Raw genomic sequence first — 19,586 nt, 5'->3', positions numbered from 1 at the left:
GGCCTGTCACTTGTCAACTGCCAGGTCTTACGTTTTTTTTAAAATCATCGGGTTATATAAATTTTTTCTAAATCTGTGAAAATTCTGGTTGACTTTATTCTCGTTTCTGATTATACTAGAAACATGCGTCAGTAACTCATTGGATAGAGTTCCAGACTCCGACTCTGGGGGTAGCAGGTTCGAATCCTGTCTGACGCATTTTTTATTGCCTGTCTGTAGGAAACGAATTTTCTTTTAGTGGAAGGAAAATTCGTTTCCTTTTCTTTTTACTAGGTTTACTCTACTCCTATTTCCCCGCCATCACAAGGAAAAAAGAACAATCGGCCGAATTTTTTTTGGCCGATTGTTCTTTTCGATGATTCCTATCTATTTTTCTGCTCGGAACATTTCTTTATCAAATTCCGGGTTAAAATAATAGAAGTCTTTTGCGTCCAGTTTTTCTTTCGTGCGTTCCAGTGCCTCCCCGAAACGCTGGAAATGCACGATTTCACGGGAACGCAGGAACTTTAACGGTTCCCGGACTTCCGGATCCTCAATCACACGAAGCAAATTGTCGTATACAGTACGTGCTTTTTGCTCCGCAGCCAGGTCCTCCGTCAGGTCGGCGATTGCATCTCCTTTTGACTGAAATTCCAGGGCAGTAAACGGAACGCCAGCCGCCGCCTGAGGCCAAAGAGCCGCTGCAAACATTCACCCCAAGACTGGCAGGGAACGCTGGCAATCGCCAAATGTTCTTTTTGCATTGCATTTCCTCCTTCAGTTTTTTGTCCTGCGCAATTAGTATATGCAGAAGAAATTCACTCACCATGCCATTATTTTGAGAAAAAGGAAAGGTATCATGGAACAACATAATATTGGATGTTGAATCGCAAAAAACGAATTGTCTATGTTTGTTTCTTTTTTTACCTATTTATAATAGTAATTTTTTCTTATTATATCAAAAATTTATAATGCTTTGGACCATTCAAAAAATATTTACCATTATTTTTTTGTACACCTCCGTGGCTCCAAATTTGGGCGAACCCCCGCCGCCTGGTCAACAAGAAACGGAAGATTTCCATAAAAAATCCCCCTCGCATCCCATCTTCCGGGAGCAAAGGGGAATCTATTACAATCCCTCATATTTCCAATAATCTAAAACCGAATCTCTCTTGGCGCCTCCGTAAAAGAAGAAAACGTCGCCGTGGCATCCTTTAAATAAAACACCTGCGTATTTCCATCGTCGGGCTGATACATGGACTGAAGTTGGGGAAACGCGTCCAGCATATGCCGTCTCGCCTCCACCCGGTCGTCCTCCACTGCCGTGGCCGCCACGCGAAGCCAATGGGTTCCGTCAAAAGCACAGATTTCCACCTGGGGATTTTCTAGGAGCTGGCGGGAAACGGATTTGACTTTTCCGGTCTGGATGTAAATCTTTCCCTCAAACAAATCCACTGTGCCAAAAGGCCGGACTCTAGGCTGCGTGCCCTCCACGGTAGCCAGATAATAAGTTTTGCATTTTTTCAAAAACTCATAAACTTCCTGCATGGATCTACCTCCTCTTTTTGCGAATCTCTATCCGCTGTGCCAGCCGCGCCGATTCTCACGATCCGCAGCCTTGTATCATCACGGTTTCATTTATTATTATAATTCTTTCCAGGGAATCCGCAAGTGTATTCCATCCCAAAACATAGAAAAATCGGCCGAATCAAAGCCATCCGTCCGGCTTACTGCAAATCCAAAAGCGCCAGTCCGGCATTTTCCTCCGGCTTCACTTTCGCATGGACTTTCTCAATGATACCGTTCTCATCAATCAGATAAGAAGAACGGACGATCCCCATAACCTTTTTTCCATACATGTTTTTCTCTTTCCGCACATCATAGGCCTCCAACACATGGAACTCCGGGTCCGACAGAATCGAAAACGGCAGTTGATATTTCGCCGCAAATTTCTGATGAGAGGAAACCGGGTCCTTGCTGATCCCTAAAATCACCGCGCCCTTTTCCTCAAATGCCGGGTACTGCTCTGCAAAAGTGCAGGTCTGCTTTGTGCATCCTGCGGTGTTATCCTTGCTGTAAAAATAGACAATTACTTTCTTCCCCCGAAAATCCGACAGAGAAACTAGATTCCCGTTCTGATCCGGCAATGTGAATTCCGGGGCTTTCTGTCCTACTTCCAACATATTTGATTCCTCCTTTTTTGCGCTCCGCCGCTCCACAAGAACGGCGGGAAGTCCGAATTCTGCATGATTACTCCAGTAAAAACAACCACTCTGTCTCCGAAGAAAGTTCCCTCCGGTATCGATACCCCAACCGGTCGAAGTCTTTCGCTTCCTCCATGGCCGCCGCGTTTCTCTCCGCCAGAAAGCGAACCATCTCTCCCCTCGCCATTTTTGCCTTGGTCCCCTTCTGAATCACCTGGCCCTTCACCCATTCGCCAAAAATGCAGGTCACCTCACGGATCCCCGGTTCCAGCCAGGCTTCCACTGCCTTCGCGTATTCCTTGGAAGCCAGATTGAGAAGTTCCTGGCTGTCCGCCGTCACGGCCTTCGCCAGATCCCCTCCCCAGAATTCATACAAGTCCCGGCATCCGTCCACCTGGGCCTTCGCCTGCATTTCCAACCGGTAAGGCGTCACCCCGTCAAAAGGGCGGAGAACACCGTAAAAACCGGACAGGATCCGCAGGTGCTCCTGCAAATACTCCAATGCCTGATCTTCCAACACCCGCGGCGCCAGATACTGATATTGGATGCCTTCATAGGAAAACAGCGCCGGTGTCAGCCGCTGTTTCAGTTCCATCCGCCGGAACCTGCCAAAGTTCAGCTCCGCGATGGCATCGTTGCAGGCCCAAAGCTTTTTTGCCTCCCCGTAGGAAAGCCCCTGCACAAACTCCATCAGCCGCTCTGCCTTCGGCAAAAAAGCCGGAAGTTCCCGCCAGGGAAAAAGTTCTTCCTCCACCCGCATCTTCTTCGCCGGGGAAATCAGAATCTTCATTCCTCCCCCGCCTCCCCGGTCAATTCCACCACCTGGGGCACATGCCCCACCGCCGGCAGAAATTTCTCCCAGAGATCCGACGCCTTCAGTTTCAGGCTTGCCGTATTCACACAGGGATGACAGCCCACGGTCTGCGCCTCAAATACTTCCCGGTCCACCAAAAGCTGCACCTGATTTTCCTGATCGTTCATCAGCCCCATCACGCTGACCGCGCCGGGCCGAATATCCAGGTACCGCTCCATTTCTTCCGCTCCGGCAAAGGAAAGGCGGGCGGAGCCGATCTGTTTCGAAAGCTCCTTGGTCAAAAACTTCTTCTCCCCTGGAATCATCAGCAGATAAAATTTTGTCTTCTGACGGTTGCAGAGAAACAGATTCTTACAGATCGTGGTATTTAGTTTCCTGTCCACGGCCTCACAGTCTGCGATGGTATCCACCGGATCGTGGTCGATCCGCTGATAAGAAATGCCGAGGCGATCCAGCAGCTCGTAAACCGCTGTTTCCCGCGGAAGCCGCCCGTCAGCCGAAGGCTTTTCCCGGTGGAATTCTTCCTCGATCCAAAAAGGATTCTGTTTTGCGGCATCCTCTCGATCTGCCATTGTGCCGCCGTCCTCCATCGTCCCCATTTTCTAATATTCCTCCTACTTCGCGCTGAGCTTGCCGACATTTTTGATCAACACAGAGATCGTCCCATCCGGGTTCGTCAAAAATTCCACCCGGTCCGGATTCTCATACTCTTCCATCGGGATCGTGATCTCAATTCCCGTGTCTGTCAGAAGATGCTGTTTTTGGAACTTCCGCAGGGTCTGCTCGCTCTTCGGCGCCACCACTTCCCCGGTCATGTTATATTTCTCCAGCTTCTCATCGAGATCCGCCTGCATCTGAGGACTGTCGGCAAATACTTTCTCCTTGACCGTCTCGACCCGGAGGCCGCCCTCCTCTTCCAGCTCCTTGTAGATCACATTTTTGATCTCCATCCGGCGTTCCGTATCCTCGTCCCCGTAGTATTTTCGGTTCACCTGCTCCACCGCTTTGGTCACCACGTCCAGTTTTGCCTTCTGGGACATGGGCGCCTGGCACTGGAGAAATTTTTCGGAAAAATACCAGCATTTTTCCCCATTGACCTCGTACCGTTTCTCCACCAGTTGCAGATCCATATCCGATAAGCGCACCAGAAAAGCCTCGGACAGCCGCTGGCCCTGAGACGGCAGAAGCGCCTTCTGCAAAATAATTTCATTGCTGTTTCCGCCTTCCGCCGGATTGGTGATATGGGTGTAAGAGGTCTTAAAATCCATCTTTAAAAAGGCCAGATAGTCTTCCTCCCCCCTGGTCAGCCACAAAACCACTGCGTCCGCCGAAGGAATCGCCGGATTTTCGTTCAGGATCCGGTACAGATTCCGCGCCAAAAACTGGCTGGTCTCCACGAAATTTTCCTCTCCGCAGTTTTGTAAAATCTCCTTTACCTCGGAATCCGAAGTGAACTGGCAGATTTTTTTATCGTCGCTCTCCGAAAAACGCTCCACATGTCCCTTCAAAAAGTCGCTGAGATCCGGGCCAAAATCCATCTCACAGTCGGACAGCACCGGCATTCCAACAGCGGAATCCAGGATGTGAACAATCCCGGATTTTATCATCATTTCCTCTTGCTTCATCGTATCGTTTCCTTTTCTATTTCTTTGGACCTTGCCAATTCCTCCGCCGGCAGGTATTGGCGGGCAATCCGGTTCTCTGGTTTTGCGTCAAACAAATACAAAACAGCAACAAACAGCCATTCCAATGGCTTCATCAAAATATAAACCACATCTGCGGCCGCCGCCGTACGGATCCACCGGGATATGGGATACCCGTAGGTATCGTAAAAATGGCGGACAGCCCGGTGAAACCGCGGGGTCCGCTCCTGAATCAATTCTTCAAAAGCGTTGGCCACGCAAAGTTGGCGGTTGACCACGATCTTTTCCCCGCGCCGGATGCCGTAACGGATGGGCCGGACCAGCTTCCTGTGGCCGCGCAGGGAAACCGTACAGAGATAATGGGTGTCATAAGTCACGGGAGGCGGCGAAATCTTGGTAGATAGCGTCCAATCGCTGGTCTCCGTGAAGACACGCAGGATCCCATCCGGCTGCTGTCCGAACAAAAGCAGAAGGACCACACAGATGAAAAGCAGCGGAAGCAGGAAGAACACAAAAACCCGGCTCCAGCGGGATGTCCGGACCAGGCAGGTATTAGCGGCGCGCAGAAATCGATTCTCATAGACTTGATCTTTCTGGATCTCCGCCTGCTTTTCCAGCACATCCCGGAACAAAAACAAGGACATCAGCAAAAAATTCACCGGCAGAATCCGCAGATAAAAAACGATCCAGTCATCACTGGTCCCAAGCTGTACCAGAAAAAGGATCTGACAGACGCAGCCGCTCAAAACCAATAAAGACAAAATCACCGTGGCCAGCGGCGGCATCGGTGATTCCCGAAACTTCAGGTACAAATAAGCAGCCATACCGAGCAGGCACAAAATCAAAAAGAAAACGGCATGTTCCCCGGATAACGGCTCGTGGAGATAAGCACTGTCCAGGCTGCTGGCCATGGAATTCACCGGCCGGTCCCACGGGACAATCCCCCACATGTTATAAAGGGTAGCAGATAAAATGACCCCCATCAACAACGACAGCCCTTCAAAGACGCCTTTTCGTCTCTTTCGGATCAGGTTGTAAAGATTCCAGATGGTTAATACCCACGGAAGAAGGCCGCAGAATGCCAAAATAAAAAACATCAATAAATAATTTCACCTCCCGGCTGAAAAAACTGCCGATGTGCCAAAGCTTGCCTTTAGAAAAAAAGCACCGCCGGTCAGCCGGCCGGCGGCGTTTCTTATACCATATCGGGCGAAACCCACCCATGCGCAGATACCGAATAACGGACTGCCCGGATGGGAATACCGAAACGGGCGGCATACGCCCACGCGCAGCAATGGAAGTACGGGGATCCGAATCCGGATGAAGCCCGCCCATGCGCGCCTCTGTGTGGCACGCCCGACGAAGTATCTCATAAATGATCCTGCTTTACAGCCTCTCTGCGTTATCCCGCATATACCGGTACTCCGCAACGGAACGGTCAAAGCCTTTGATGTGATAATACAGCCATTCAATTACTTTCTTATTCAGCTGATCCACAAAGGCATCCGAAGGGCCTTCCTCGTCTTCCAGCATCTGATGCAGATCATCCACCGTCTGACGCAGCTCATCATGTTTTTTCTTATGTTCTTCAATTCCCGGATAACCGATCTCTTCCTGGAGCTTTTCTTCTGCAGAAAAATGGAATTCTGTGTAATCCGCCAGATAATTCAGCAGACGGACCGCATTTAACTTATCCTTTTTCTCTTCGCAGCTTGCTACCAAATCGTTGATTTTTTCAATCAGCACTTTATGCTGAGAATCAATCATCTCATTTCCTGTTACCAGGGAGTCATCAAATTCTGCGTACATCACTTATCCTCCTTTTAATTTCGAGAACTATTCCTGTTATTAGGATACTTTATTTTGTCATAAAAGTCAAGTTTTTCCTGGAAAGAAACAGCCCGATTTTCCTCTTTTTCTTTCGTCATTCCGCAATTTTCTGATAAGCCAGCCGGTCTGTCCCGTCTTCCAGTGTAATTCTTCCACAATAAAGGAAGCCTTTCTTTTGAAAGAAATTCTGCATCACGAGATTTTCTTCGTGGGTATCCACCCGCAAATTCCGGCATTGGGTCAGGCACCAATCCACTGTGGCAGAGGCTACTCCTCTGACCCGGCCGTCGGAAGCAAGGCGGTGGAGGACGCCGTAAGGTTTATCGTTCAGCCAGCCGCCCTCCCGGATTTCCCGGTAGGAAGGCTCCGTTCCGATGAAATAGCAAAATGTCCCCACGATATCTCCGTTCTCTGCACAGACATAGCTTCGATTCTGCCGGATATCCTCTGAAAGCAGCTCTGCTTTCGGGTATCCCTCGTCTCCCCACTGATGGGGGTTCCCCTGCTCCGCCATAAACCGGCGGGCAATTTCATAAATCCGGAGCATCTCCTCTTGATCTTCCGGACGCGAAGGGCATATTTCCATCACTTTCTCTCCTCTTGTTCCCCCGATCCCACTCAACATTTTATAGCGGTATCTCTTATGGCGGATCCAATCATCCTGTTTGTATTATAAAACACTCCCTTTCTCTGTGCAACTCATATTCTAATTTCTTTTTCCGCCTTTTCGTCCGTATCTTTTTCGAAACACGCCATCCAGAATTTGATCTTGTCATAACAACGTTCTACCTATTTCGACAATTCCAAAACATTTCTTTACTTTTCCTGTCGTATCCTTTACAATAATAATACTCCGACAAAAATAAACCGAGGTGGGAAACACGGATGGAATATGACTTCAAATCTCTGTCTTACTATGATTTTGAACTGTTGTGCTGTGATCTCTTCAGTTCCGCATGGGGCAAACAGATGGAAAATTTCCGTCAGGGACGGGATAAAGGCATTGATCTGCGGTACGCCGGAATTCAGAATGAAGATACTGTGGTTCAATGCAAGCATTTTACCAAATCTTCTTTTTCCATACTTTACAAAGAAATGAAAAACGAGCTCCCGAAAGTAGGGAAACTTCGGCCCGCCCGCTACATCCTGGCAACCTCCCATTTTTTTACGACCGGAGAAAAGGACAAGCTGTTTTCCCTGCTGCAGCCTTTTTGTAAATCAACAAACGATATTTTAGGCGGAAATGAAATCAATTCGCTCCTCCGTCAGCATCCAGATATCGAGGAGGCTCATTATAAACTTTGGCTTACCAGCACGGCGGTTCTTCAAAAAGTCCTCCACAGTGAGGTCTATCGCCAGAGTGAATTTCTTCAGGCCGAACTGGAGGAAAAGCTGAAACTTTACGTTCAAAGCAAAACTGCCTTTGGCAAAGCAAAAAAAGTCCTGGACGAATTTAACTGCTGCATTATTTCCGGCATTCCCGGAATCGGAAAAACCACTCTCGCAGAAATATTATCCATCTACTATTTAGACCAGGGATATCAAATCATTCCGATTCGTTCCGATATCAGAGAAGCGATCAAAACCTACCGGCCGGAGGGAAAGCAGTTTTTCCTTTACGACGACTTTCTGGGCAGCACCGCGCTGGAAATGAAAACGAACAAAAACGAGGGCAAAGAACTGCTGTCGTTCCTGAGGCATATTTCCCGGCAGAAAGGGAAAAAATTTATACTCACTACCAGGGAGTATATCCTCAATCAGGCCCGCCTCAGCTACGAGGAATTTGCCCGCCAAGACTTTGACTATAACAAATGTATGATTTCCCTGGAGGATTACACCAAAGCGGATCGAGCGCGGATCCTGTACAATCATCTCTATTTTTATCATGTGCCCAAAGACTGCATTCAAGACCTGCTGGCAGATGGAAGAATCATGGAAATCATTGATCACCCCAATTACAGTCCCCGGCTGATCGAGGCCGTCACAAATTTATTCCATCTTCCCGACAGCAGCCGCTTTTATGATTTTTTTATGGACACCCTAAGCCATCCGAACAAATTATGGGAGAACGCTTTCCGCAGACAGATCAGCCCGGCGGCGAAGGATTTATTGCTTCTGCTCAGCGCCTCCCCCCGTTCTGTTTTCTTTTCAGACTTAAAAAAGGATTACGAGCCCTATCACCGGCACAAGGCGGTGTCGGAGAATCGTTCTTTGTCCGATACCGATTTTCGGGATGCCCTCAAAGAAGCGGAAGGAACCTTTATTAAAATAGACCGCGCGTCGGTGGCCTATCACAACCCCTCGGTGCGTGATTTCATCCAGGGATATCTCCGGGAAAACGACGGTGAATTCCGGACGCTCTGCGATTTTGCATCGAGTTTTGACTCCTGCATCCACCTGGCTGGTATCGACCGGAAACTAAGTCACGCCCACAAAGATGCCGTCCTCAATGCAATCCGGCGAACGATGGATCCCGCCCCCTTCGACAAAATCAAAACCATCTATATTCCCGGAAAACAAATGATCAATCTGTCGGAAGCCAACAAAGAGCTTTCCTTCCCGGAAATTCAGGATATGATTCTAAATTTTATTCATCAGCTACCTTCCTGGCTGGAGGCAGGACGGGAATCTTTGACCGAAGACAACTGGCATCAAAAAGAGGAACCGAATACGTTGCGGGATCTATTGAAAAATTTAAGCGCCAATGGATACGAGGAAATTTGGGATAAAGAAATCATCCGGGCAGCCTTGGAATATGCTCTCGCTTGGTTCGAGTATTCGTTTGTGTATTCCATTGAAGATTTTCTCCTTTTCTGTGATCTCCTTCCTCACCATTCCTGCGCCTTGGAAAAGGATCGATTTTCCAGGGTCTATGAGGCGTTGGAAGATTACACAAAGGAACTAGCCCTTGGGGACATCCAAGAGATTGATTATGAATCTTTCTGCGATGATTACCGAGCCGGCTTGGAATCCCTGGAAAACTGTTTCCGCGTGGATCTCTCCTCTGTCAAAGAAATGGTAGAAGACCGGATTTTTGAGCTGACAGAATTGGAGAATGAATCGGAGGACGATTCTAATCCGTTCACTGACCTGGTTTTCCCAAAGTTCCTGGACGACGAAACCATCTTGGATATGTTTGAAAGTCTTTTGACTCATGACCCCGAAACGGAGAGCGATTCAGAATAAAAGAGGAACCCAGGGCCGCCGCATATCCCGCCGGTTCCGGATTCCTCCCTCTCAAAAATGATCTCCCACGATAACCTAATTATTGATATTCCCATGCCGGTTTTTCTCCTTCAGCCGGCTTAACGCCCGCGCCAAGGTGGCCTGGGTCACATAATACTCCTCAATACTCTGCTTCTGACGCAGCTCTTCCTGGGCCCGCTCCAAGGCTTCCTGGGCCCGTTTCTCGTCGATCTCCTCCGGACGCTCCGCCGTGTCCACCAGCACCAGGGCGCGGTTGTTGATCACCTCCGCCAGGCCGGTACCGACCACGGCGTAATGCCACTCACCGTCCTCGGTTTGAAAACGCATCTCGCCGTTTTGAACTGCGATCACCATGTCTGCGTGGTGTGCCAGAATTCCGGCCTCTCCGTCCGGGGCCGGAAGCACCAGCATGTTCACGCGTCCTTCAAAAAACACCCGGTCGCTGGAAAGGACCCTCAGACCAAAACTGCTCATTTTTCACCTCAGCTTTCCGCTTCGGCTTTTGCCTTAGCGATGACATCGTCGATGGTTCCCACATTGAAAAACGCGGATTCCGGATACGAATCCATCTCTCCGTTCACGATCGCCTGGAAACCGCGGATCGTCTCCTTTAAAGGCACGTAGGTCCCCGGCACGCCGGTGAAAGTCTCCGCCACGTGGAACGGCTGGGACAGGAATTTTTGGATCTTTCTGGCCCGGAACACCGTCAGCTTATCTTCTTCCGAAAGCTCTTCCATACCCAAAATGGCAATGATATCCTGCAATTCTTTGTATTTCTGCAAAATCTCCTGTACCTGTCTTGCGGTCTCGTAGTGTTCCTCCCCGACCACATCTGCTTCCAAAATCCGGGACGTAGATTCCAGCGGATCCACCGCCGGATAAATGCCCTGCTCCACGATCTTTCTTGACAGCACTGTGGTCGCGTCCAAATGGGCGAAAGTCGTCGCCGGGGCCGGGTCGGTCAAATCGTCAGCCGGCACGTAAACCGCCTGCACGGACGTCACGGATCCGCTCTTCGTGGAAGTGATCCGCTCCTGCAGTTCGCCCATCTCCGTGGCCAGCGTCGGCTGATAGCCCACCGCCGAAGGCATCCGGCCCAGCAGCGCCGAAACCTCCGATCCCGCCTGGACGAACCGGAAAATATTGTCAATAAACAGCAGCACGTTCTGGTGCTCCTGGTCGCGGAAATACTCCGCCATGGTCAGGCCGGTCTCAGCCACCCGCATTCTGGCTCCCGGAGGCTCGTTCATCTGACCGAAGACCAGCGCGGTCTTCTCCAAAACACCGGACTCTTTCATCTCAGTCCATAGATCGTTCCCCTCGCGGGAACGCTCCCCGACGCCGGTAAAGATCGAATATCCGCCGTGTTCGGTGGCGATATTCCGGATCAGCTCCTGAATCAGCACGGTTTTTCCCACGCCGGCTCCGCCGAACAGACCGATCTTTCCGCCCTTTGCATAAGGCGCCAAAAGGTCGATCACCTTAATCCCGGTTTCCAGCACCTCCACCACCGGGCTCTGCTCCTCAAAGGAGGGCGGATCCCGGTGGATGACCCAGCGCGCCTCGCCGTCCAAAGGCTCGCCGTCGTCAATGGCCTCGCCAAGCACGTTAAACAGCCTTCCCAATGTCCGTTCTCCTACCGGCACCTGAATCCCGGCCCCGGTGGCCGTCACTTTCATATCCCGATGAAGCCCCTCGCTGGCCGCCAGCATGATGCAGCGCACGGTGTGGTTCCCGATGTGCTGGGCCACCTCCATGACGCAGGTTTTGCCGTCGTTTTCTACCGTCAGGGCATCTTTAAGGAAAGGAAGATTTTCGCTCTCAAATTCTACATCGACCACAGGTCCCATGACCTGTACGATTCTGCCTTGCTCCATGTTATCGGCTCCTTTCTTCCCGTTCTAACTCTTGCTTTTTTGGGCTTTTGCCCCGCTGATCACCTCGGTGATTTCCTGGGTGATCGCAGCCTGGCGCGCCCGGTTGAACTCCACGGAAAGATCCCGGAGCATCTCCTTTGCGCTTCTCGTCGAGGACTCCATCGCGGTCATCCGCGCGTTCTGCTCGCTGGCATAGGACTCCACCAGGCAGCCGTAGATCACTCCCGTTACATAGTTGGGGATGATAGCGGAAAGCACCGCATCCGCAGAAGGGTTCAGCATAATTTCCTCCTGGTGCACGCCGTAAGGAATGGCGATGGCCGGTCCAAAAGAAGCCTTTTTCAAGGGAAGCAGCTGCAAAACCTGGGGCTCCGCTGTCATGGCATTGACCATCACCGTATAGATAATATGGACTTCGTCCAAGTTTCCCTCCTGGAACAGATGAAGCAGCCGCTCGGAAATCAGCCTGGCCCGGTGCATGGTCGGCCTCTGTACCGTGTAGCGGAACGTCAGATCCACTTCCACATTTTCCGGCTTCTTTTTCCGGAAATTCTGGCGGCCCAGTTCGCCCAGGACATAGAACGTATGGCTTCCCGGAAGCTTTGCCTGCTCCTCCGCCAGCTTTAAAATATTGTGATTGTACGCCCCGGCTAAGCCTTTGTCGGCCGTAACCACGATGGTGCCGATCCGTTTTTCATGGGACGGGCCTGGATGCTCGGATTCGAAATAAGGGTGTTCGATGTCCGGCACATGGCGCAGGATCCGGCTGATCGCACTCTGCATGCCGTAAAAATAGGGCTCCGTATCTGAGAGAACCTTCTTTGCCCGCTTCATCTTCGATGAAGAAATCATATACATTGCGTTGGTGATTTTCATGGTGTCCTGGATACTTTTCATCCGCCCCTGAATTTCCCTGATATTTGCCATATCAACCCCCGCTCTTTGCTTTGAATTCTTCCGCCGCCGCGACGATTTTTTGTGCCAGCTCGTCGCTAAGCGCTCTGGTCTCGTTTAGTTCTCCGATGATCTCCGGATGCTCCCGGTCAAACCATTCCAACATATCTTTCTGGAATGGCTTGATTTTCTTCTTCTCCAGATCCACCATCACTTTGTGGGTCGCGGCGCAGAGGGTAATCACCTGGTGCGCCATGGAAATCGGCTGGCACAAAGGCTGCTTTAAAAGCTCCATCAGACAGGTTCCGTACTGGAGCTGCGCTTTGGTGGCCGCGTCCAGGTCGGAGCTAAACTGAGTAAACACTTCCATCTCCCGGTACTGAGCCAGGTCGATCCGGATGCTGCCGGACGCCTTCTTCATGGCCTTGGTCTGGGCCGCTCCGCCCACCCGCGAAACCGAAAGGCCGACGTTGACAGCCGGACGCATACCGGCAAAGAACAGATCGCTTTCCAAGAAAATCTGGCCGTCGGTGATGGAGATCACATTGGTCGGAATATAGGCAGAGACATCTCCTGCCTGGGTCTCAATAATCGGCAGCGCCGTGATCGAACCGCCCCCCGCTTTCTCACTGAGACGGCTGGACCGCTCCAGCAGACGCGAATGCAGGTAGAATACGTCTCCCGGATAAGCCTCCCGTCCCGGCGGCCGCTCCAAAAGCAAAGACAGGGCCCGGTAAGCCACCGCATGCTTGGAAAGGTCATCGTAGACAATCAGCACATCTTTCCCCTGCAGCATAAAATATTCCGCCATCGCCGTGCCGGAATACGGGGCTACGTACTGCAAAGGCGCACATTCGCTTGCCGTGGCCGAAACCACGATCGTATACTCCATGGCGTCGTACTTGGTCAGCGTCCCCACCAGCTTTGCCACGGTCGATGCCTTCTGGCCGATAGCTACATAGATGCAGACCACGTCTTTCCCTTTCTGGTTCAGGATCGTATCCACGGCCAAGGATGTTTTTCCTGTCTGGCGGTCGCCAATGATCAGCTCCCGCTGTCCGCGGCCGATGGGGAACATGGCGTCGATGGAGAGGATTCCCGTCTCCAGAGGCACCGTAACCGACTGACGGTCCACGATTCCAGGCGCTTCCCGCTCCACCGGGAAATAGTCCTCTGCGGGGATTTCCCCTTTTCCGTCAATCGGCGCTCCCAGCGCGTCGACGATGCGGCCGATATACGCAGGCCCCACCGGCACGCCTGCTCGCTTTCCGCTTCGCACCACTTTGGTGCCTTCCTTGATCCCGGTGTCCTTGCCGAACAGGATGCAGCCAATGGAATCCTGGCGGATATCCTGCACCATGCCCTTTACCCCGGTCTCAAAGGTGACAATCTCTCCGTACACCGCATGGTCAATGCCGTATACGGTGGCGATGCCGTCCCCGACCCAAATCACGCTTCCGGTCTCCCGGTCGGCGCACATCGCCTCATAATTTTCAATTTCCTCTTTTAAAATGGAAATAATATCTTCCGAGTGAATCGCACTCATCCTTTTACCTCCGGATCAAACTCTGTCTCAGCTGCTGCAGCCGTCCACGCAGGCTCCAATCATATTCCCGGCAGCCCACCCGGAGCAGGAATCCGCCGATCAGATCCGGCTTTTTTCTCACCGTAATCTGCACGTCTTCCGCCTGGTAGGTCTCCAGCAGAAATTTTCGAAAACCCTCCAGCTCCTCATCCCCCGGTTCCGTCACACAGAAAAGCTCCGCCGCAAGAATATGGCGCTCTTGGTTTTTGCAGTTCTGATAGACCTTAGCCATCTCCCCAATCTTTCGGGCATGGCCCCGGTCGCTGACCAGCTTTCCAAAATTCCGGAGCGGTTCCGGAAACAACCGGTCCACCACCGCATGCTTCTCCTTCCGGGAAATCACCGGATTGTCCAGGATTTCCGCGGCCTCCGGACACAGACGAAAGATTTCCGTCATTTCCCGAACCGCCTCCTCCGGAGGGTTCAGCTGATACAGAACCGTTCCATAGTTAACGGCCGTCCGTGTCATTCGCACCACCCGCTTTTTTCAAAAATTGACGATAGAGCGCCGCATCGCTGTCCGCGTCGCTTCCGCTTTCCAGAATCTTTGCCACCGCCGCCATTGCCAGTCCGGCCACCTCGGTCTGCACATCCATCCGGGCGCGTTCTTTCTCGGCTTCCGCCTCCTGCTTGGCCCGAATCAGCTGCTTTCCAGCTTCCGCCTCTGCTTCTCGGACGATCGCTTCGCCCTTTTCTTTGGCCTCGCTTTTTGCCTGCTCGACAATAGCAGCCGCCTCTTCTTTTGCGGACGCCAGGGCGGCCTCATACTCCGCCTTGCTGGCCGCCGCCTGCGCTTCCTGGGCCTTTGCGTTCTTTAGCTGTCCTTCGATCAGGTTCTCCCTCTTCTCCATGATGGAGAGAACCGGATGGATCAAGAATTTTCGGATCAGGACATAAAAAATCAGCAGGTTCAGGATGGTCCAAAGCAGGTTCCAATCCAATCGCAACACTTCAAGGCACCTTCTTTCTTATCCCAGGAAGAAAATGATCAAAAGGCCGATGACAAAGCCATACACAGCCGTCGCCTCCGCCAGGGCGCATCCCAAAATCAGGGACTTGCTGATCTTGCTTTCCGCCTCCGGCTGTCTCGCAATGGCATCCACCGCTTTTCCCGTGGCAAGACCAATTCCGATTCCTGCTCCGATTCCCGTCAATACCGCTACTGCTGCTCCGATTGCTACCAACATTTTTTTATTCTCCTTTTTTCTCAATTTTCCGGGCTTTGCCCTACTCGACGGCTTCCTTGATAAACAGGGAAGTCAAAAACACAAACACATAGGCCTGAATCAGGCCGTCAAAAATATCGAAATAGAAACTGAACGGAACCGGCACGGCCACCGGGATCACAACTTTGATCAGTTCCATTACGATGAATGCTCCCAGCACATTGCCGAACAGCCGCATGCACAGGGAAATTGGCCGGATGAACAATTCCAGAATGTTGATCGGCAGCACCACCGCCACCGGCTCCGCGAAGCTTTTCAGCCACCCGACGCCGCCTTTCTTCCGGATTCCGGCGGCCTCCACCAGCACAATGCTCATGATGGCCAGCGCAGCCGTCACATTCATATCCTTGGTCGGCGGCTTAAAACCGACGAGTCCGATCAGGTTGGCCACACCGATATAAAGCGCCACGCTGATCAGATACGGGACATACTGCCGGCCCTCCTCGCCCAGAATATCCTGGAAAAAGTTCCGGAGCCCGCCGATCACGGTTTCCAATGCCAGCTGCCTTTTGCTGGGATTTTCCACGCGCAAATTCCGCGTTAAGAAAATGGATAAGAGCGTCAAAACCGCGATGATGATCCATGTTACGACGACGGCTTCATCGATTTCGATGCCGCCGAAAAGCGGTATCGTAAACACGGTTTCGCACGTCATTTCGTCGGTTAAGCGCTCTGCCAGGCCTCCCATACAGGTCCCCCCTTCCTTTTTTATCAATGCTTTATTATAGTGACGGGTCCTCTTTTTTTCCAATAGGAAATCTTGATGCAATGATAACTTTCATGTTATCGCTTTTTCCAGGAAACCTTGCCTTTTTATAAGTGTTACGATATAATTATGATGTTTTTATAATTTGAATCCTATTGAAGGAGAATTCTTTATGGAACTGCTTCAACTCCGCTATTTTCTAGTGGCCGCCCGCTATGAACATATGACCCATGCCGCCGAGCAGCTTCACATCGCCCAGCCTGCGCTGACCCAGTCCATCCAGCGCCTGGAGGCAGAACTGGGGATGCCGCTCTTCGACCGGAAAAGCCGGGGGATTTCCCTGAACGATTCCGGACGCCTGCTTCAAAAAAAGCTGTACCCGATTCTCGCGGCGCTGGACAGTCTGCCGGAGGAACTGCGGGAGGCCAACGATTTTTCCAGCCACACGATTCACCTGAATATGCTGGCTGCTTCCACCATGGTGACCAAGTGCATCATTGCCTATAAAGCCCAGTATCCCAACGACAATTTCCAGCTTTATCAGAACCGGAACAGCGATAATTATGATCTGTGCGTCTCCATGGTGGCTCCGGGCAGCGTCCAGGACGAGCGGACCCAGACGATTCTGGAGGAAGAATTTTTCCTCGCCGTGCCGGCGGCCTCCCCCTATGCGGGACGTTCCTCCATCCGCCTCGGCGAGACAGCAAAGGAAGGCTATATCAGTCTCGATAAAACCCGCCCGATCCGCGCGATCTGTGATCAGTTCTGCGAGACGGCGGGATTTACGCCTCACATCGTTTTTGAGAGCGACAACCCGGAAAACGTTCGGAACCTGATCAGCGCAGGGATAGGAATCGGTTTTTGGCCCAAATATTCCTGGGGCCCTTTGCGCAGCTCCCAGGTGGTGCTTCTCCCGATCGAAAGTCCGGAATGCCGGCGGGATATCATCGTAACAAAGGGCAAGGAAGGCTGGCAGAATCCGGTGGTGCGGAATTTCTATCGGTATCTCCTCTCCTATGCCAAGCAAATGTAGCCGTCTCCCTGTCATCCTGACATCTTGCAGATTTGGCCTCTGCATAATCTTAACGCTGCCCTGCCTTCTTTTACACTATTTTAAGCCTGCCGCCAATATAATAGGGATAGTGCAAAATAGTTTCCACAAGGAGGAAGGGCATGATGAAGAAAATTTTATTCCAGGGCGCAGGCACCGCGATTATAACCCCGATGAAGGAGGACGGCTCCATCCACTATTCCCTGTTCGGTGAACTTTTGGACCGGCAAGTTCAAGAAAACGCCGACGCGGTCATTGTGGCGGGGACCACAGGGGAAGCTTCCACCCTCACCGACGAAGAGCATTTCGAGCTGGTGCAGTATGCGGTCCGTCGCGTAAACGGGCGGCTTCCCGTCATCGCAGGCGCCGGCAGCAACAACACCGCCCACGCCGCCTTCCTGTCCAGGGAGTGCGAACGGGCCGGGGCCGATGGGCTGCTCCATGTGACCCCTTATTACAATAAAGCCTCCCAGCAGGGGCTTTTTCTCCATTTCTCCGAATGTGCCAAGGCCACTAAACTGCCTATCATTCTCTACAACGTCCCTTCCCGGACCGGCGTCAATATCTTTCCGGCCACGTACAAGCGCCTCTGTCAATTTGACAATATTGTAGCGGTCAAGGAAGCCAGCGGAAACTTTTCCCAGATGGCGAAGATTGCCGCCCTCTGCGGGGATGACCTGGCCATCTATTCAGGAAACGACGATCAGATCACATCCGCCCTGGCTCTCGGCGCCAAAGGCGTCATCTCCGTCCTGTCCAATATCATCCCTGCGGATACCCACCGGATTTGTTCCTCTTATTTCGAGGGAAGGCGGGAAGAAAGCGACGACCTCCAGCTAAAATATCTGGAACTGATCGAGGCTTTGTTTTTGGACGTCAATCCGATTCCGGTCAAACAGGCCATGCGCGCCATGGGCTATGACGTCGGCCATTGCCGCCTGCCGCTCTGCGATATGGACGTCACGGTGGCGGAAAAAATGTACGCGACCCTCCACCGGTACGGCCTTTTGGAAGGCGATGGAAAAAGGCCCGGCTCCGTCACGGTTCAGCAGGCAAAAAATGCCGGCTCCATCTCCGTAAGGAATCTGTAGGAACTCCATATTTTACGAGAATTCTGCTGCGGAAGCGGGCTGGAACAAGCTCGCTTCCGCATTTTAAGCTTTTTTCACCTCTGTCACCCGGTTGAAGAGTATTTTTTCTTTTCCAGCACTTCCCAGTGGACGAACTCACGTTCTCTTCTTATACTATAATCAGAACATTTGTTTGGATGGTGTGAGAAATGGAACGAGTAATTCTGCATTCCGATTTAAACAACTTTTATGCCTCGGTGGAATGTCTCTACAATCCTTCCCTGCGGGGAAAGCCGGTGGCGGTAGCTGGAGACCCGGAGGCGCGGCACGGGATCGTACTGGCAAAAAATTATGAGGCCAAAGCCTGCGGCGTCGCCACCGGCAATCCGTTGTGGATGGCGCGGCAAAAATGTCCTGAGATCATTTTTGTTCCTCCCCATTATGACCGCTACCTGGAATACTCCCGGATTGCCAGGGAAATTTACAGCGATTACACCGACCGGGTGGAGCCCTACGGGCTGGATGAATGCTGGCTGGACGTCTCCGGCAGCACCCGCCTGTTCGGCGGCGGAAAGACCATTGCCGATACGATCCGGCAGCGCATCAAAAGTGAGCTGGGCGTCACCGCTTCGGTGGGCGTCAGCTACAACAAAATTTTTGCCAAGCTGGGCTCCGATCTGCGAAAACCCGACGCCACCACGGTGATCAGCAGCAGCCGGTTCCAGGAAATGATCTGGCCTCTCCCGGTCAGCGAGCTGCTCTACGTAGGCCGCTCCACCCACAACAAACTGAAGCGCTACGGAATCCGGACCATCGGAGACCTGGCCGCCGCCGAGCCCCGGTTCCTGGAACAGATCCTTGGAAAAAACGGCTGGACGCTCTGGCTGTTCGCCAACGGAAAAGACAGCTCACCGGTCACCAACATCGGAGCCAAATCCCTGATCAAAAGCATTGGGAACGGTACCACGGCCCCCAGGGACCTGATCACCGACGACGATATCAAGATCACGCTCTATGTGCTCTGCGAAAGCGTCTCAGCCCGGATGAGGGAGTATGATTTCGTCTGCCGTACGGTCCAGCTCGGCGTCCGGGACAAGGAACTGTTTTCCTATGAACGCCAGGGAAAGCTCTCCTACCCCAACCGCACCGCAAAAGCCCTGTTCGAAAAAGCGTTTGAGCTCTACAAGCGCAACCATCTTTCCGGCAAGCCAGTGCGCTCCCTCCATGTCCGGGCCTGCAATCTCGCGGTCCGGGAATACGAACAGCTTTCCTTCCTCCCGGAGATCGCCGCCATCCAGCGCCAGGAAGAACTGGAACAGGCGATGGACACAGTCCGCAGCCGTTTCGGACACTTCTCCCTCCGGCGCGGAATCTATCTCACGGACGAGACCCTTGCCGCGCTGAATCCCAAAGAAGACCACATCATCCACCCGGAAAGTTTTTTTGGAAAAGGCGAAACCCTTTCTTGAATAAGAACTCAGAAATCCAGACAACCTATTT

The 19,586-nt window shown here is 52.0% G+C and carries 20 protein-coding genes, 1 tRNA gene and 1 pseudogene; 5 read left to right on the top strand and 17 right to left on the bottom strand.

Features of this window, described 5'->3' with window-relative positions:
- Positions 1 to 125: 125 nt before the first annotated feature.
- A tRNA-Arg gene (locus MUB23_RS12305) sits at positions 126 to 198 on the top strand.
- A gap of 168 nt (positions 199 to 366) precedes the next feature.
- On the opposite strand, the pseudogene MUB23_RS12300 reads toward MUB23_RS12305, so the two are convergent.
- The 9 genes and pseudogenes from MUB23_RS12300 to MUB23_RS12260 all read right to left on the bottom strand — a co-directional run.
- A pseudogene (locus MUB23_RS12300) lies at positions 367 to 678 on the bottom strand (manganese catalase family protein); the annotation flags it as partial.
- Between the two features lie 456 nt (positions 679 to 1,134).
- Complete coding sequence (locus MUB23_RS12295; RefSeq protein ID WP_244800883.1) at positions 1,135 to 1,527, bottom strand: pyridoxamine 5'-phosphate oxidase family protein; 393 nt, start codon at positions 1,525 to 1,527, stop codon at positions 1,135 to 1,137.
- A gap of 179 nt (positions 1,528 to 1,706) precedes the next feature.
- Positions 1,707 to 2,162 (bottom strand): thioredoxin-dependent thiol peroxidase, encoded by a 456-nt coding sequence (bcp, locus tag MUB23_RS12290; protein ID WP_244800882.1) that lies wholly within the window; start codon positions 2,160 to 2,162, stop codon positions 1,707 to 1,709.
- A gap of 67 nt (positions 2,163 to 2,229) precedes the next feature.
- Positions 2,230 to 2,973 carry a peroxide stress protein YaaA gene (gene yaaA, locus MUB23_RS12285; protein ID WP_244800881.1) on the bottom strand — a complete coding sequence of 248 codons (744 nt, stop codon included), beginning with the start codon at positions 2,971 to 2,973 and terminating at the stop codon, positions 2,230 to 2,232.
- The gene (locus MUB23_RS12280) at positions 2,970 to 3,569 is read right to left on the bottom strand and encodes a prolyl-tRNA synthetase associated domain-containing protein (protein WP_244801193.1); all 600 of its coding nucleotides are present in this window, start codon (positions 3,567 to 3,569) and stop codon (positions 2,970 to 2,972) included. Before MUB23_RS12280 ends, yaaA begins: the two co-directional genes overlap by 4 nt.
- Positions 3,570 to 3,611: 42 nt before the next feature.
- Positions 3,612 to 4,622: a nucleoid-associated protein gene (locus MUB23_RS12275; protein ID WP_244800880.1), complete on the bottom strand. Its 1,011-nt coding sequence runs from the start codon at positions 4,620 to 4,622 to the stop codon at positions 3,612 to 3,614.
- The gene (locus MUB23_RS12270) at positions 4,619 to 5,737 is read right to left on the bottom strand and encodes a DUF6688 domain-containing protein (RefSeq protein ID WP_330641889.1); all 1,119 of its coding nucleotides are present in this window, start codon (positions 5,735 to 5,737) and stop codon (positions 4,619 to 4,621) included. The genes MUB23_RS12275 and MUB23_RS12270 overlap by 4 nt, the downstream gene beginning before the upstream one ends.
- A gap of 289 nt (positions 5,738 to 6,026) precedes the next feature.
- Complete coding sequence (locus tag MUB23_RS12265) at positions 6,027 to 6,449, bottom strand: bacteriohemerythrin (RefSeq protein WP_244800878.1); 423 nt, start codon at positions 6,447 to 6,449, stop codon at positions 6,027 to 6,029.
- A 115-nt stretch (positions 6,450 to 6,564) separates the two neighbouring features.
- Complete coding sequence (locus MUB23_RS12260; RefSeq protein WP_244800877.1) at positions 6,565 to 7,056, bottom strand: GNAT family N-acetyltransferase; 492 nt, start codon at positions 7,054 to 7,056, stop codon at positions 6,565 to 6,567.
- 299 nt (positions 7,057 to 7,355) lie between these two features.
- Here MUB23_RS12260 and MUB23_RS12255 point away from each other — a divergent pair, with 299 nt between their 5' ends.
- Positions 7,356 to 9,656: a restriction endonuclease gene (locus MUB23_RS12255; protein WP_244800876.1), complete on the top strand. Its 2,301-nt coding sequence runs from the start codon at positions 7,356 to 7,358 to the stop codon at positions 9,654 to 9,656.
- Positions 9,657 to 9,731: 75 nt separating this feature from the next.
- Here the strand turns inward: MUB23_RS12255 and atpC are convergent, their stop codons facing one another.
- From atpC to MUB23_RS12215, 8 genes are read right to left on the bottom strand one after another with little or no spacing between them, the layout of a single operon-like run.
- Entirely contained in the window at positions 9,732 to 10,151 is a 420-nt protein-coding gene (atpC, locus tag MUB23_RS12250) for an ATP synthase F1 subunit epsilon (RefSeq protein WP_244800875.1), read from the bottom strand.
- An 8-nt stretch (positions 10,152 to 10,159) separates the two neighbouring features.
- Complete coding sequence (gene atpD / locus MUB23_RS12245; RefSeq protein ID WP_244800874.1) at positions 10,160 to 11,554, bottom strand: F0F1 ATP synthase subunit beta; 1,395 nt, start codon at positions 11,552 to 11,554, stop codon at positions 10,160 to 10,162.
- A 24-nt stretch (positions 11,555 to 11,578) separates the two neighbouring features.
- On the bottom strand, positions 11,579 to 12,481 hold the full coding sequence (gene atpG / locus MUB23_RS12240; protein WP_244800873.1) for an ATP synthase F1 subunit gamma: 903 nt from the start codon (positions 12,479 to 12,481) through the stop codon (positions 11,579 to 11,581).
- 1 nt (position 12,482) lies between these two features.
- Positions 12,483 to 13,994, bottom strand: a complete 1,512-nt coding sequence (atpA, locus tag MUB23_RS12235; RefSeq protein ID WP_244800872.1) for a F0F1 ATP synthase subunit alpha — start codon at positions 13,992 to 13,994, stop codon at positions 12,483 to 12,485.
- A 4-nt stretch (positions 13,995 to 13,998) separates the two neighbouring features.
- Positions 13,999 to 14,502 (bottom strand): ATP synthase F1 subunit delta, encoded by a 504-nt coding sequence (atpH, locus tag MUB23_RS12230; protein ID WP_244800871.1) that lies wholly within the window; start codon positions 14,500 to 14,502, stop codon positions 13,999 to 14,001.
- On the bottom strand, positions 14,483 to 14,983 hold the full coding sequence (gene atpF, locus MUB23_RS12225) for a F0F1 ATP synthase subunit B (protein ID WP_244800870.1): 501 nt from the start codon (positions 14,981 to 14,983) through the stop codon (positions 14,483 to 14,485). The genes atpH and atpF overlap by 20 nt, the downstream gene beginning before the upstream one ends.
- Positions 14,984 to 15,001: 18 nt before the next feature.
- A complete protein-coding gene (gene atpE / locus MUB23_RS12220; protein WP_244800869.1) occupies positions 15,002 to 15,220 on the bottom strand; it encodes an ATP synthase F0 subunit C in 219 nt (72 codons plus the stop codon).
- A 40-nt stretch (positions 15,221 to 15,260) separates the two neighbouring features.
- Entirely contained in the window at positions 15,261 to 15,947 is a 687-nt protein-coding gene (locus tag MUB23_RS12215) for a F0F1 ATP synthase subunit A (RefSeq protein ID WP_244800868.1), read from the bottom strand.
- A 190-nt stretch (positions 15,948 to 16,137) separates the two neighbouring features.
- Between MUB23_RS12215 and MUB23_RS12210 the strand changes: the two genes are divergently transcribed.
- The 3 genes from MUB23_RS12210 (at position 16,138) to dinB (ending at position 19,555) form a co-directional block, all read left to right on the top strand.
- Complete coding sequence (locus MUB23_RS12210) at positions 16,138 to 16,998, top strand: LysR family transcriptional regulator (RefSeq protein WP_244800867.1); 861 nt, start codon at positions 16,138 to 16,140, stop codon at positions 16,996 to 16,998.
- A 140-nt stretch (positions 16,999 to 17,138) separates the two neighbouring features.
- Positions 17,139 to 18,107 carry a 4-hydroxy-tetrahydrodipicolinate synthase gene (gene dapA, locus MUB23_RS12205; RefSeq protein ID WP_330641877.1) on the top strand — a complete coding sequence of 323 codons (969 nt, stop codon included), beginning with the start codon at positions 17,139 to 17,141 and terminating at the stop codon, positions 18,105 to 18,107.
- Between the two features lie 188 nt (positions 18,108 to 18,295).
- Positions 18,296 to 19,555 carry a DNA polymerase IV gene (dinB, locus tag MUB23_RS12200; RefSeq protein ID WP_244800866.1) on the top strand — a complete coding sequence of 420 codons (1,260 nt, stop codon included), beginning with the start codon at positions 18,296 to 18,298 and terminating at the stop codon, positions 19,553 to 19,555.
- Positions 19,556 to 19,586 lie beyond the last annotated feature (31 nt).

Origin of the sequence: Cuneatibacter sp. NSJ-177 (assembly GCF_022867805.1) — a bacterium.
In the GTDB taxonomy this organism is placed as follows: domain Bacteria; phylum Bacillota; class Clostridia; order Lachnospirales; family Lachnospiraceae; genus Pseudolachnospira.
Note: the sequence above shows the minus strand (reverse complement) of the source record. Positions and strands in the feature narration are given on the sequence as shown.